General features: G+C 64.6%; 11 protein-coding genes. 6 read left to right on the top strand and 5 right to left on the bottom strand.

What is annotated here, in order from left to right:
- Positions 1-331 precede the first annotated feature (331 nt).
- The 3 genes from AC3WJR_RS03580 to arsH are packed head-to-tail and all read left to right on the top strand — an operon-like array spanning position 332 to position 1,841.
- The gene (locus tag AC3WJR_RS03580; protein ID WP_492722350.1) at positions 332-664 is read left to right on the top strand and encodes an ArsR/SmtB family transcription factor; all 333 of its coding nucleotides are present in this window, start codon (positions 332-334) and stop codon (positions 662-664) included.
- Between the two features lie 11 nt (positions 665-675).
- On the top strand, positions 676-1,104 hold the full coding sequence (arsC, locus tag AC3WJR_RS03575) for an arsenate reductase (glutaredoxin) (protein WP_492722347.1): 429 nt from the start codon (positions 676-678) through the stop codon (positions 1,102-1,104).
- The gene (arsH, locus tag AC3WJR_RS03570) at positions 1,104-1,841 is read left to right on the top strand and encodes an arsenical resistance protein ArsH (RefSeq protein ID WP_492722345.1); all 738 of its coding nucleotides are present in this window, start codon (positions 1,104-1,106) and stop codon (positions 1,839-1,841) included. Before arsC ends, arsH begins: the two co-directional genes overlap by 1 nt.
- Positions 1,842-2,420: 579 nt before the next feature.
- Here the strand turns inward: arsH and AC3WJR_RS03565 are convergent.
- Positions 2,421-2,873 carry an EF-hand domain-containing protein gene (locus AC3WJR_RS03565; RefSeq protein WP_492722343.1) on the bottom strand — a complete coding sequence of 151 codons (453 nt, stop codon included), beginning with the start codon at positions 2,871-2,873 and terminating at the stop codon, positions 2,421-2,423.
- Between the two features lie 237 nt (positions 2,874-3,110).
- On the opposite strand from AC3WJR_RS03565, the gene purB reads away from it, so the two are divergent.
- Positions 3,111-4,430, top strand: coding sequence for an adenylosuccinate lyase (gene purB, locus AC3WJR_RS03560; protein WP_492722341.1), 1,320 nt, complete (start codon positions 3,111-3,113; stop codon positions 4,428-4,430).
- A gap of 468 nt (positions 4,431-4,898) precedes the next feature.
- Here purB and dnaJ read toward each other — a convergent pair whose 3' ends face one another.
- Positions 4,899-6,032 carry a molecular chaperone DnaJ gene (dnaJ, locus tag AC3WJR_RS03555; protein WP_492722339.1) on the bottom strand — a complete coding sequence of 378 codons (1,134 nt, stop codon included), beginning with the start codon at positions 6,030-6,032 and terminating at the stop codon, positions 4,899-4,901.
- A 123-nt stretch (positions 6,033-6,155) separates the two neighbouring features.
- Entirely contained in the window at positions 6,156-8,057 is a 1,902-nt protein-coding gene (gene dnaK, locus AC3WJR_RS03550; protein WP_354280021.1) for a molecular chaperone DnaK, read from the bottom strand.
- A 168-nt stretch (positions 8,058-8,225) separates the two neighbouring features.
- Between dnaK and AC3WJR_RS03545 the strand changes: the two genes are divergently transcribed.
- Both AC3WJR_RS03545 and AC3WJR_RS03540 read left to right on the top strand, forming a co-directional pair.
- Positions 8,226-8,666: a copper chaperone PCu(A)C gene (locus AC3WJR_RS03545; RefSeq protein WP_492724138.1), complete on the top strand. Its 441-nt coding sequence runs from the start codon at positions 8,226-8,228 to the stop codon at positions 8,664-8,666.
- Between the two features lie 9 nt (positions 8,667-8,675).
- Positions 8,676-9,143: a vgr related protein gene (locus AC3WJR_RS03540; RefSeq protein WP_492722336.1), complete on the top strand. Its 468-nt coding sequence runs from the start codon at positions 8,676-8,678 to the stop codon at positions 9,141-9,143.
- 27 nt (positions 9,144-9,170) lie between these two features.
- Here the strand turns inward: AC3WJR_RS03540 and AC3WJR_RS03535 are convergent, their stop codons facing one another.
- Both AC3WJR_RS03535 and AC3WJR_RS03530 read right to left on the bottom strand, forming a co-directional pair.
- On the bottom strand, positions 9,171-11,009 hold the full coding sequence (locus AC3WJR_RS03535) for an ATP-binding protein (protein WP_492722334.1): 1,839 nt from the start codon (positions 11,007-11,009) through the stop codon (positions 9,171-9,173).
- On the bottom strand, positions 11,006-12,919 hold the full coding sequence (locus AC3WJR_RS03530) for a putative bifunctional diguanylate cyclase/phosphodiesterase (protein ID WP_492722332.1): 1,914 nt from the start codon (positions 12,917-12,919) through the stop codon (positions 11,006-11,008). The genes AC3WJR_RS03535 and AC3WJR_RS03530 overlap by 4 nt, the downstream gene beginning before the upstream one ends.
- Positions 12,920-12,948: the final 29 nt, after the last annotated feature.

Genomic DNA, 12,948 nt, shown 5'->3' with positions numbered 1-12,948 from the left:
GCGGAAGGTTAGGGGGAGTCGCCTCCCGGCGCCGGCGGCCGCCCGGTGGGGCGAGACCTTCGCAAAGGGCTTGGCACGGCCGTCTGCTGCGCCACCCCACACCCCAACCGCTGCCGTCATGCTGAACTCGTTTCAGCATCCACCGTGCAACAAGGATGGTCCGGACTCGCGGTGGGCTGGATCCTGAAACGAGTTCAGGATGACGGACGGTTTCGCAGAACTCATCCGAACGTATCAAACCTGCCCTTATTCGTACCATGCCGTACCGGACAGCTGGCCTTTCAATTAGATACCCCCTTGCACACGAACAACCATCCGCTATTCCGGATATATGGAATCAGCTCTCGCCATCGCAGCGCTCAGCGCGCTCGCCCAGGGAACGCGCCTCGATACGTTCCGTCTGCTCGTCCGGCACGTCCCCGAGGGCCTTCCCGCCGGCGAAGTCGCCCGGCAACTCGGTGTCCCGCAAAACACCATGTCCGCGCATCTGGCGATCCTGACGCGATCCGGCCTCGTGCGATTCGAGCGCCAGGGCCGGACGATCTTCTACCGCGCGGACCTCGATTCGGTCCGGGGGCTGATGCTGTTCCTCGTGCAGGATTGCTGTGCTGGCAATGCCGATCTGTGCACGCCGCTGATCGAGGCGCTCACCCCCTGCTGCTGAAAGGTCACGCCATGTCCGTCGATATCATCGTCTATCACAACCCCGCCTGCGGGACGTCGCGCAACACGATCGGGTTGATTCGCAACGCCGGGATCGAGCCGCATGTCGTCGAATATCTCAAGACACCCCCGTCGCGCGACCTGCTCGTCGATCTCGTTCGCCGTGCCGGGATCACGCCGCGCGCGCTGTTGCGCGAGAAGGGCACGCCCTATGCCGAGCTAGGTCTGGCCGACGAAACGCTGTCGGACGACGCCCTGTTCGACGCGATGGTCGCACACCCGATCCTGATCAACCGCCCGCTGGTCGTCTCGCCAATGGGTGTCAAACTGTGTCGTCCGTCGGAAGCGGTGCTCGATCTGCTCCCAACCGCGCAACAAGATGCGTTTGCCAAGGAAGACGGCGAACAGGTGATTGACGCCGCTGGTCAGCGCGTCGCCTGATGCCGTTACGCCCCCTGCCCGACCCGACGCATTTGCCCGCGCTCGACCGCCGCTATGCCATCGCGCGCCCGGCCTCAGGGTTGGGCGCGGGCGACCCGCCGCCGCGGATCCTGCTGCTGTACGGGTCTTTGCGCGAACGGTCGTTCTCGCGGCTCTGTGTCGAGGAAGCCGCGCGGCTGCTGCAATTCTTCGGGTGCGAGACACGGATTTTCGATCCCTCGACCTTGCCGCTGCCCGATCAGGTGGCGGGCGACGATCACCCGGCAGTCCATGAACTGCGCGAGCATTCGCTGTGGTCCGAGGGACAGGTGTGGTGCAGCCCCGAGCGGCACGGCCAGATCACCGGGATCATGAAGCTGCAGATCGATCACCTCCCGCTCGCGATGGGTGGAATGCGCCCGACCCAGGGGCGGACGCTTGCGGTGATGCAGGTCTCGGCGGGGTCACAATCGTTCAACAGCGTCAACACGCTGCGCATTCTCGGCCGCTGGATGCGGATGGTGACGATCCCCAACCAGTCGAGCGTCGCCAAGGCCTTCGCCGAATTCGACGAGGCCGGGCGGATGAAACCGTCGAGCTATTACGACCGGATCGTCGACGTGATGGAAGAGCTGGTGCGCTTCACGGTGCTGCTGCGCCCGCATGGCGCGCAACTGGTCGAGCGCTATTCGGAGCGGAAGGAAGCGGGGCGCGTGATCGACCCCGCGACGGATCTGGCAAGCATCGCCGGGGGCTGAGCGATGCGCTGGAAGCCTGGAAGTTGGTGATCGCATGCCCCCGTTCGCCCTGAGCGAAGTCGAAGGGCCAGCTCGACCGGGGCAAAGCAGTGCTTCGATTGCGCTCAGCACGAACGGGGAATGGAAGAAATGGTCGGAAAGGTAGCCAACCCCTCCTCACCGTTCGCCCTGCGCGCAATCGAAGGGCCTACTCGACCGGGGCAAAGCGGTGCTTCGACTTCGCTCAGCACGAACGGGGAATGGAAGAATTTGCTGGAAAGGTAGCGCCCCCCTCCTCCCGTTAGCCCTGAGCGCAGTCGAAGGGCATGCTCAACCGGGGAAACGCAGTGCTTCGACTTCGCTCAGCACGAACGGGGAATGGGAAAAATGGTCGGAAAGGTAGCCCACCCCTCCCTCACCGTTCGCCCTGAGCGCAGTCGAAGGGCATGCTCAACCGGGGCGAGGCAGGGCTTCGACTGCGCTCAGCACGAACGGGGGGCGGGGCGCGGAAATAGTGACACAATGGCGCGCGCTGATGGCGCGGTCCCGCCCCTCATCGCCGCGCCGTGCGCAGGCGACGAGGAAGCGGCACGGGATTGATCAGCCAGCGGCCGACAGGAAGGTGGTCAGTTCGCCCTTGGACACCTTCTTGTTCTTGTCCGCGTCCGCCTGCGCGAACGCCGTCGCGACCCAGGTCTTGGTCGCAGGCGCGGTTGCCTTGGTCGAAGGGTCGCTCGCGGTCTTGAGCGCGACCATCCAGGCACTGAACTCGGTGGCGCTCAGCGAACCGTCGCTGTTCTTGTCATAGGTCGGAAATTCGGTGCCGACGACATCAGCGATCTGCGCACCCGTCGCGGGTTGCGCTTCGGCGGCCTGCGCCGGTGCCGATTCGGTGCCAGCCGGTGGCTGCGCCATAGGTGTCGCCTGGCTGGGGTCAGCATTGGTCGCACCTTGCTGCGTATCGGCAGGAACAGCGGCAGACGGTTGCGTGACTTGGGCCAGTGCCGGTGCAGACACGACCAGTGCGCTGGCAATAATGATCGACTTCAACATTACACGTCTCCTTGACTTGGATCGCACGGGTTTGCGGCCCAGCGATGCCAATACCGCCTTATGCTGCACCACGCCGCCCATTGCTATGGCTGGAGCCCCTTGCGCCCACATTTGAAGCCTCGCCCCGTCCCTGCTAACGCCCCGCTCACCCGGTTGCGTGCCGAATCCACGATGGGCCGATCCGGCCCCTTGTCCGGTGCACGACCCCACTCGCTGCGTTTTGATGAAGGATTGCCGATGGTCCCCCGCTACTCCCGCCCCGCGATGACCGCGATCTGGACGCCCGAGGCGCGTTTCCGCATCTGGTTCGAGATCGAAGCGCATGCAACCGAGGCGCTGGCCGACCTCGGCGTCGTCCCGCGCAAGGCAGCGGACGCGCTTTGGGCGTGGTGGGCGACCAAGCCCGCAATCGACGTTGCCGCGATCGACGCGATCGAGGCGGTCACCAAGCATGACGTGATCGCCTTCCTTACCTGGGTGGCGGAGCAGGTCGGCGATGAAGCGCGCTTCATGCACCAGGGGATGACCTCGTCCGACGTGCTCGACACCTGCCTCGCGGTGCAGCTGGCGCAGGCGGCGGATTTGCTGATCGCGGATATCGACGCGCTGCTCGCGGCGCTGTCGGTCCGCGCGCATGAGCACAAGATGACCCCGACGATCGGGCGGAGCCACGGAATCCACGCCGAACCGGTGACGTTCGGTCTAAAACTGGCGCAGGCTTATGCTGAATTTGCGCGAAACCGGGAGCGTTTGGTGGCTGCGCGTGCTGATATTGCAACCTGTGCGATCTCGGGCGCGGTCGGGACCTTCGCCAATATCGACCCGCGCGTCGAGGAACACGTCGCCGCCAAGCTCGGTCTGACCGTCGAGCCGGTCTCCACTCAGGTCATCCCGCGTGACCGCCATGCGATGTTCTTCGCGACCCTGGGCGTAATCGCCTCGTCGATCGAACGACTCGCGACCGAAGTGCGCCATCTCCAGCGCACCGAAGTGCTGGAAGCGGAAGAGTATTTCTCGCCCGGCCAGAAGGGCTCGTCGGCGATGCCGCACAAGCGCAACCCGGTGCTGACCGAGAACCTCACCGGTCTCGCGCGGATGGTGCGCGGCTATGTCACGCCTGCGCTCGAGAATGTCGCGCTGTGGCATGAGCGCGACATCAGCCATTCGTCGGTCGAGCGCTATATCGGCCCCGACGCGACGATCACGCTCGACTTCGCGCTCGGGCGGATGACCGGGGTGATCGAGAAGCTGCTCGTCTATCCGGTGCGGATGGAGAAGAATCTCAACAAGATGGGCGGCCTCGTCCATTCGCAGCGCGTGCTGCTCGCGCTGACGCAAGCCGGGGTGAGCCGCGAGGATTCGTATCGCCTCGTCCAACGCAACGCGATGAAGGTGTGGGAATCGGATGGCGAATTGTCGCTGCTCGAACTGCTGAAGGCCGATCCCGAAGTGACCGCCGCGCTGTCGGTCGCGGAGATCGAGGACAAGTTCGATCTCGGCTATCATCTGAAGCACGTCGACACGATCTTCGCGCGGGTGTTCGGGGCGCAGGGTTAACCGTTCGTCTACACCAGAGCACGTTTCAACGTGCAAATGCTGCACGTGCGAATGCGCGTAATAATATTGCTGAGTTAAGCAACAATCTCCAAATGTCTCCGTGCCGGGATGATCCGGCACGGAGACTCTCAAATGCGTATCCTGCAGAACCTGGCCAGCGGCCTTATTGCCGTGGCCGGCGTCGCGCTGGTGGCGGAAGTCCTGATCTTCTGACCACCCGACCGCTCGACCGCCCCTTGTGACAAGGGGCGGGAGAAGCGCTTTTTGGCTTCCTGACTTTTTCGCGCGGGCCTGTTCCCCGCCATCTCCTACCCCGGCGAAGGCCGGGGCCCAGTCGAGATGGCCGAGGTAACGTAGCGCAGCGCTTAAGGCTCTTATGTGTCACTACTGGGCCCCGGCCTTCGCCGGGGAAGTAGCAGATAGGGGGGAAGCGCTTCCTTACGCCCGTTCACGCCACCCCCTTCAGCATTACACCCAGGCGCTCTTCACCTTCTTGAAGAACCCGGTCGTCTGCGGGCATTCCTTGCCCGTCTCCGTCGCGCGGAATTCCTCGAGCAACTCGCGCTGGCGCGACGTCAGACTCGTCGGCGTCTCGACCTCGACGCGAATCACCAGATCACCGCGCCCGCGCCCCTGCAACACCGGCATACCCGCGCCACGCTGGCGCAACTCGCGCCCGCTTTGCGTCCCCGCCGGGATCTTGATCGTGTGATCGACCCCATCCGGCCCCGGAATCGTGACCTCGCCCCCGAGCGCCGCGGTCGTGAAGCTGATCGGCGTGCGCGCGAACAGCGTGGTGCCCTCGCGCTCGAACAGCGGATGCCGCGCGACGTGGAGGAAAATGTAGAGATCTCCCGACGGTGCGCCGCGCAGACCCGCCTCGCCCTCGCCGGTCAGGCGAACGCGCGTGCCCTCGTCGACCCCGGCCGGAATGTTGACGGTGCGCGTCTTGGTCTGGTCGATCCGACCTTCGCCATGGCATGCGCCACAAGGGTCCGCGATCGTCTGGCCAGCACCATGGCAGCTCGGGCAGGTCCGCTCGACCACGAAGAAGCCCTGCTGCGCGCGGACCTTACCGTGACCGTGGCACGTAGCGCAGGTCTTGGCGGACGTGCCGCGCGTCGCGCCGCTGCCGTCGCACACGTCGCACGGCGCGGACACGTCGATCGTGATGTCGGTCGACTTGCCGTGGAACGCGTCCTCGAGCGTGATTTCCATGTCGTAGCGCAAGTCCGCGCCACGTCGCGGTCCCTGAGCGCCACCGCCACCGCGCTGGCCGCCCATGAACTCGCCGAAGATGTTCTCGAAGATATCGGAGAAAGCGCCGAAGTCCTGCGCGCCACCGCCCCCGCGACCGCCGCCGCCACCGCCCTGCCGGAATGCCTCATGGCCGAAACGATCATAGGCCGCGCGCTTCTGCGGATCCTTGAGGCAATCATACGCCTCGCTGATCGCCTTGAAATGCGCCTCGGAATCCTTGCAACCGGGGTTGCGGTCCGGGTGATATTTCATCGCCAGCTTGCGATAGGACGTCTTGATCGTCCCGTCGTCGGCGGTGCGCTCGCATTCGAGCAGTTCGTAGAAATCGACTTCGGTGCTCATGTCAGGCCCTCAGACCGGGAGACGGTGGCGGGTGGAACAGCGACCGGATCAACCGCCCTGCCCATGCCCGCCACCGCCGCGCCCGGCGGCCCTCCCCCGCCAAGCGAGAGAGGGCGTTTGTGCTTATGCCTTGGTGTCGTCGACTTCGGAGAATTCCGCGTCGACCACGTCGTCCTTCGGTGCCGCTGCACCATCGGCGGCGGGCGAAGCGTCGGCCTGCGCCTGCTTCTCGTAGATCGCCTGTCCAAGCTTCATCGCAACCTGGCCGAGTGCTTCGGCCTTGGCCTTCATCGCTTCGGGATCGCCACCTTCGACCGCAGTCTTGGCTTCGGCGATCGCCGCTTCGATCTCGCCCTTGAGCGACGCGTCGACCTTGTCGGCATTGTCGGCAAGCTGGCGCTCGGTCGTGTGGATCAGGCTCTCGGCGTTGTTCTTCGCCTCGGCCGATGCACGGCGCTTCTTGTCGTCCTCGGCGAACTGCTCGGCGTCGCGAACCATCTGCTCGATGTCGCGATCCGACAGGCCACCCGATGCCTGGATGCGGATCTGCTGCTCCTTGCCGGTGCCCTTGTCCTTCGCCGACACGTTGACGAGGCCGTTGGCATCGATGTCGAACGTGACCTCGATCTGCGGCACGCCGCGCGGTGCGGGCGGGATGCCGACCAGGTCGAACTGGCCGAGGATCTTGTTGTCCGCCGCCATTTCGCGCTCGCCCTGGAAAACGCGGATGGTGACAGCGCCCTGGTTGTCGTCCGCGGTCGAATAGGTCTGCGACTTCTTAGTCGGGATCGTCGTGTTGCGATCGATCATCCGGGTGAACACGCCACCCAGCGTCTCGATGCCGAGCGACAGCGGGGTCACATCGAGCAGCAGCACGTCCTTGACGTCACCCTGCAGCACGCCCGCCTGGATCGCCGCACCCATCGCAACGACCTCATCGGGGTTGACGCCCGAATGCGGCTCCTTGCCGAAGAAGTCCTTCACGACCTGACGGACCTTGGGCATGCGCGTCATGCCGCCGACGAGGACGACTTCGCTGATGTCGGCCGACTTGACGCCCGCATCCGCCATCGCCTTCTTGCACGGCTCGAGCGTACGCTGGATCAGGTCCTCGACCAGACGCTCGAGATCCGAACGCGTGATCGCCTTGACGAGATGCTTCGGGCCGGTCGCGTCCGCGGTGATGAACGGCAGGTTGACTTCGGTCGTGGCTGCCGACGACAGCTCGATCTTCGCCTTTTCGGCCGCTTCCTTCAGACGCTGGAGCGCCAGCTTGTCCTTGGTGAGGTCGATGCCTTCGGCCTTCTTAAAGTCTTCCGACAGGAAGTTGAGCAGCTTGTTGTCGAAATCCTCACCGCCGAGGAAGGTATCGCCGTTGGTCGCCTTCACTTCGAACACGCCGTCGCCGATCTCGAGGATCGAGATGTCGAACGTACCGCCGCCGAGGTCATAGACCGCAATCGTCTTGTTGGTGTCCTTGTCGAGGCCATACGCAAGCGCAGCAGCCGTCGGCTCGTTGATGATGCGGAGCACTTCGAGACCGGCGATCTGCCCGGCGTCCTTGGTCGCCTGGCGCTGCGCGTCGTTGAAGTACGCGGGCACGGTGATGACCGCCTGCGTGACCGTCTCGCCGAGATAGGCTTCCGCGGTTTCCTTCATCTTTTGCAGCGTGAATGCCGAGATCTGCGAAGGCGAATATTCCTTGCCGCCAGCGCCGACCCATGCGTCGCCGTTGTTGCCGCGCACGATGTGGTACGGGACCAGCTCGGTGTCCTTCTTGGTGATCGGGTCGTCGAAACGACGGCCGATCAGGCGCTTCACCGCGAAGATCGTGTTCTCCGGGTTGGTCACTGCCTGGCGCTTGGCCGGCTGGCCGACCAGTCGCTCGCCATCCTTGGCGAATGCGACGATCGACGGCGTGGTACGCGCGCCTTCTGCGTTTTCGATGACCTTCGGCTTGCCGCCTTCCATGACGGATACGCAGCTGTTGGTCGTGCCGAGATCGATTCCGATTACTTTTGCCATTGGTCCTCTTGGGCCCCCGTCAGTCAAAAAATGGACGTTCAGCCGTGCCCTCGAACTGAGCGGCACGACCCGTTACTCCAGCGATATAGGGGGGCTTTTGCTTGTCGCAAGATTTTCGCACGCCTAGAGACGCCTTTGGGTTCCCAATGCGGGAGATAAGATTTGAACGTGCGGTTTTTTGCGGTTTTGGCGTGCACTGCGGTTGCCGGCTGCCAGTCGCCGCCCGAACTCAAGGTCGATCACGGCTATGTCCGTCTGGGCACGATGCCCAGCCGCCCGTCCGCGGGCTATTTCACGATCCACGGCGGGCCGACCGCAACGACGCTGATCGCGGTCAACAGCCCGGTCGCGGTCAAGAGCGAGCTGCATGAATCGATGACCGCCGGGGGCATGGCGACGATGAAGCCGCTCGGCGACCTCAAGATCCCCGCTTTGTCCACGACCGAGTTCAAACCCGGCGGCAAGCATCTGATGCTGTTCGACATGAACCCCGGGATCAAGCCGGGCCGCCCGATCACGCTGACCTTCACCTTCTCCGACGGTCGGCGGATCAACGCGCTCGTTCCAACGATCGCGCCGGGCGCGTCTGCTCCCGTGTTCAAGGACTGAGACGACAGCGTGGCACGGGCACCGAAACGGACGTTGACCGACGGCGAAGTAACGCTCGCGCGCAGTGTGTTCGGCGATGCGATCGATTACGCAAAAGTGCGGCTGACGCAGCGCAAATGGGCGTTCTTCCAGCCGCGCGAGACCGTCATGGCCCCCACCGGATGCATCTGCTTCCATCCCAAGGGATCGCTCTACCACGATGATTTCGCGTGCGGAAATCTCGATGCGCAGGGGCTGCTGATCCATGAGCTGACGCACATCTGGCAGACTCAGCGCGGCATTTTCCTGCCGCTCGTGCGGCATCCGTTCTGCCGCTATGATTATGCGATCCGGCCCGGGTTGCCGCTCAAGCGTTACGGGATCGAGCAGCAGGCGGAAATCGTACGACATACCTTCGTGTTGCGCCACGGCGGGTTCATTCGCGGAGCGCTGCCGCTGGCGACCTATGAGAGCATCCTGCCGTTTCGGCCTGACTGACGCAGGGGCGACAGAGGAACCTGCCGGTTAAACAGCATCGCTTTCATCGGGCGCCAGCCGCAGCGACAGCGTCGCGACCGCCCCCTGCCCCGGCCCCGCACTGTCGAGCCGCAGCGTCCCCTGCATCGCCTGCATCGCGTTGGCGCACCAGTGCAGCCCAAGCCCCCCGACCTTGTGCTGCCGGGTGGAATAGCCACGCTGAAAGAGATTGGGCGCCGCGCCAGCCGCGAACCCCTCGCCATCGTCGCGGATCACGATCTGAGCCATGTCGCCGGTCTGTTCGATCGTGACCCGGATGCTGCCACTGCCGGTCCCGTGCGCCGCGATCGCGTCGGCGGCGTTGGCGAAGAGATTGCCGATCACCTGACTGAGGATGATCCGGCTCGCCAGCACTTGACAGGGTTGCGCGGGGAAACCGACCGCGATCGAAACGCTGCCTGAATAGCGCGCGATCGTCGCGTTACGCGCGATGATGTCGGTCACGTCGCACGGCGACATTTCGGGGCGTTCGTGAACAGCGCGCTGCTGCTGCCCGATGATTTCGAGCACCTGACCCATCGCCTCGCGCGCCACCAGCAGCGCACGATGACGATCGGTGCGATCCTGCACTTCCGCCGCGACCGCCGTCGCGACGAACGCCGCCAGTTTCTCCCGGCGCGCGGGCGCAACCGTATCGTTCGCCAGTTCCGCGACAGCGCGGTTGAGCAGCGCCAGATCGACCGGCGCGGTCTGCGTGCTTGCGCGGCTCAGAATCGTGCTGACCGGGGTGAGCGCATTGCGGACGTTGTGCAGCATCGCGGTGGCGCTCTCGCTTTTACCCAGCGCGAAATTCTGCGACTCAAGTTGCTGCCGCAAATCGTGCAACTGCCGCAACATCGCGTTGAAGCTGGTGGCAAGCGATCCGATCTCATCGGCAGACATCGGGCCAGGTAACAGCGCCAGCGTACCGGAACGCTGGACCGTCTTCATGTGACGCTCCACCCGCGCGAGCGGGCGAAGCACCTGCGTGGTGATCAGCCATCGCACTGCCAGCAACAGCAGCAGCAACAGGACGACCGATCCCGCGACCGCGAGCAGCAGCATCCGCTGACCGAGCACCGCGAATTCCCGCCGTACGGTGAACGCGGCACCCGCAACCGCTTGTCCGTCAGGTCCGCGGATCGGTACGACGATGTGCATGGCGGTGCGCGTCGCCTCGGTCGTCGCGCCATCTGCGGTACTGTCGAGATCGACCCGCGTCGGCAGGTGGGACGCTTCCGACAACAGGGTCGGCGAAAGACGGCGGGCTAGCAGGACGAAATGCGGCGGGGTGCGACTGTCCTTGCCCGAAATCCGCACGACCCCCACGGCCGCGACCGCCTTCCCCAGTCTCAGGTAGAAGTGCGCAGACCGGTTGAACCCCACGAGCCGGTCGAGCGGGAGCGGTCGTATCGCATCGGCAAAGGCCCGCTGTATTGCCCGCCCATCGCCGGATCGCCATTGGACGCTACCGTTTCCGTCAGGCGTCTCATTCTCTGCGCCGCCCAGCCAGGCGATCCCATCCACCTGTCGATCGTCGAAGATGTGCCGAGCCTGCGCGCGGTTCGGTGCGAATGCGGCATCTTCGGCGAAGTCACGCGCCTTGAGTTCGACCGTGCGCGCCACCGCCTCAAGCGCAGTCCGGGTGCGGTCCATTTCCACCTGGATCGACTTGCCCTCGAGCGACTTGAAACTGGGGATGATGACACTCGACAGAACCGCGATCAGGAAGACCGCCCCGATCAGCCCGACCCCGGTCAGGATGGCGACAAGTTTCGCCGCAAGCGCCCGCGAAGCCCGCGATGCCCGGGTGCGTCGTCGAATCCACCGGGCGAGGGCGGACCTCATGGTTGCGGTACGGTGCTGCCTCCGAACAGCAACTCGGGCTTCTCGGGCGGAAGCGGCGGGCCGTTGTCGACCATGTAGCGCGTGAGCGCGATCTGCCGTGCGAACACCTTGGAAACCGGACGGCTGAACAGGAACCCCTGCATGTGCGAGCAGCCCGCGACGCGAAGCGCCTGCAACTGCGCCTCGCTTTCCACGCCCTCGGCGACCACGCCCAGCCCCAGCGCACGCCCGAGATGGATGATCGACTGGACGATCGCCGCACTCTCGCGCTCGCGGCCCATGCCGTCGATGAAGCTGCGGTCGATCTTGAGGCAATCGAGCGCGAACTTGCGGATGTTGTAGAGGCTCGAATAGCCTGTCCCGAAATCGTCCAGCGCGATGCGGAAGCCCATCTGGCGCAACTTGTAGAGCGTGTCCGCTGCCCGGTCGGCATCGTCGAAGATCGCGGTTTCGGTGATTTCGATCTGGAACCGCGTCGGATCGACGCCAGCGCGCTGCACTTCCTCGATCAACCGTGCGACGAAATTGTGCCGCCGGAACTGGCGCGGCGAGAAGTTTACCGACACATACTGCGTCGGCCACTCGCAGAGCACCTTCAGCGATTCACGCACCACCCAGTCGCCGATTTCGTGGATCAGGTTGGATTCCTCTGCGATCGGCACGAACACTTCGGGCCCGATCGGTCCGTGCGCATCGGTCTCCCAGCGCAACAGCGCCTCGAACCCGACGATCTCCAATTGCTCCCGCTCCACGATCGGCTGGAATGCGAGCGACAGTTCGTTGCGCGCGATCGCGCCCGACAGTCCGGTTTCGATCGCACGACGCAAACGGATCGTCTCGTCCATCCCGTCGTCATAGACCCGGACGATCCCCCGACCGTCGCGCTTCGCATCGTGGAGCGCGAGGTCGGCCCGGCGCATGAGATCGACCGGATCGCGTGATTCGCCCGGCTCGGTTGCGATCAGGCCGATCGATGCGCCACCCTGCACGGAATGGCCCAGGACCTTGAACGTCGATGCGCACGCCTTTGCGATCCGGGCGCAATCCTGTTCGGCGGCATCGGTCCCGGCGGTGTCGAACAACAGCCCGAACTCGTCCCCGCCAAGCCGCGCGACCATTCCGCCCGACGGTATCGAGCGCTGCAACACCGCGCACATCGTGCGGATCAGTTCATCGCCGGCGAGATGCCCGAGCGTATCGTTGACCAGCTTGAACCGGTCGAGATCGACCATCGCGACGGCAAACTGCGCCCCCGACTTGGCACGGTCGCTCAGTGCGCGCCGGAACGCCAGACGGTTGGGCGCTTCGGTCAATGAATCGTGGTTGGCGAGATGCATCGCCCGGCTTTCGTTCGCCGCGAGTTCGTGGCCTTGCTCTTCGAGTTGCCGCACCTGCGCCGCCAGCGTCTCGCGCGCGGCAGTCAGTTCCCGGTCGCCTTCCCAGCGATGCCCGAGCGCGATCGCCATCTGCTGGACCTCTGCGACCTCGAACGGTTTGGCGATGTAGAAGATCTTGTCCGGAGGCCCGGCGACCCGCGCGATCTCGGTCGGTGTGAAGTCCGAATAGCCGGTAACGATGACGATGTGGATGTCCGGGTCGAGTGCACGGATGCGCTGCGCTGTGTCGCGGCCGTCGATTCCGGGCGGCATGCGCACATCGATGAACGCCACCGCAAAGCGCTTCTTGTCGCGCATCGCATCGGCAACCGCAGACACGCCTTCCGCCCCTTGCAGCGCGAAGGTCAGCTCGAACGCAGGTCCGTGTTCGACGGTATCGGGGGCCAAATCGTCCCCGAATAATTCCGCAGCCATTTCCCCAAGGGTGGCGGCCATACCACTGTCATCACAGGTAAAACTGCGTCGATAGCTTTCGTGCATGGCCGGTTCGTCATCGACGATCAGAATTCGCATCGGACACCATCTCACAAGACAAAAGGCGC

This window comes from Sphingomonas sp. FW306-05-A (assembly GCF_058782275.1).
This window is presented reverse-complemented; position numbering and strand designations above follow the sequence as displayed.

Coding starts and splice junctions, on each gene's coding strand:
- AC3WJR_RS03565 (WP_492722343.1), bottom strand. CDS start 2,873: ATGTTGAAGTCGATCATTATTGCCAGCGCACTGGTCGTGTCTGCACCG.
- dnaK (WP_354280021.1), bottom strand. CDS start 8,057: ATGGCAAAAGTAATCGGAATCGATCTCGGCACGACCAACAGCTGCGTA.
- dnaJ (WP_492722339.1), bottom strand. CDS start 6,032: ATGAGCACCGAAGTCGATTTCTACGAACTGCTCGAATGCGAGCGCACC.
- purB (WP_492722341.1), top strand. CDS start 3,111: ATGGTCCCCCGCTACTCCCGCCCCGCGATGACCGCGATCTGGACGCCC.
- AC3WJR_RS03530 (WP_492722332.1), bottom strand. CDS start 12,919: ATGCGAATTCTGATCGTCGATGACGAACCGGCCATGCACGAAAGCTAT.
- arsH (WP_492722345.1), top strand. CDS start 1,104: ATGCCGTTACGCCCCCTGCCCGACCCGACGCATTTGCCCGCGCTCGAC.
- arsC (WP_492722347.1), top strand. CDS start 676: ATGTCCGTCGATATCATCGTCTATCACAACCCCGCCTGCGGGACGTCG.
- AC3WJR_RS03535 (WP_492722334.1), bottom strand. CDS start 11,009: ATGAGGTCCGCCCTCGCCCGGTGGATTCGACGACGCACCCGGGCATCG.
- AC3WJR_RS03580 (WP_492722350.1), top strand. CDS start 332: ATGGAATCAGCTCTCGCCATCGCAGCGCTCAGCGCGCTCGCCCAGGGA.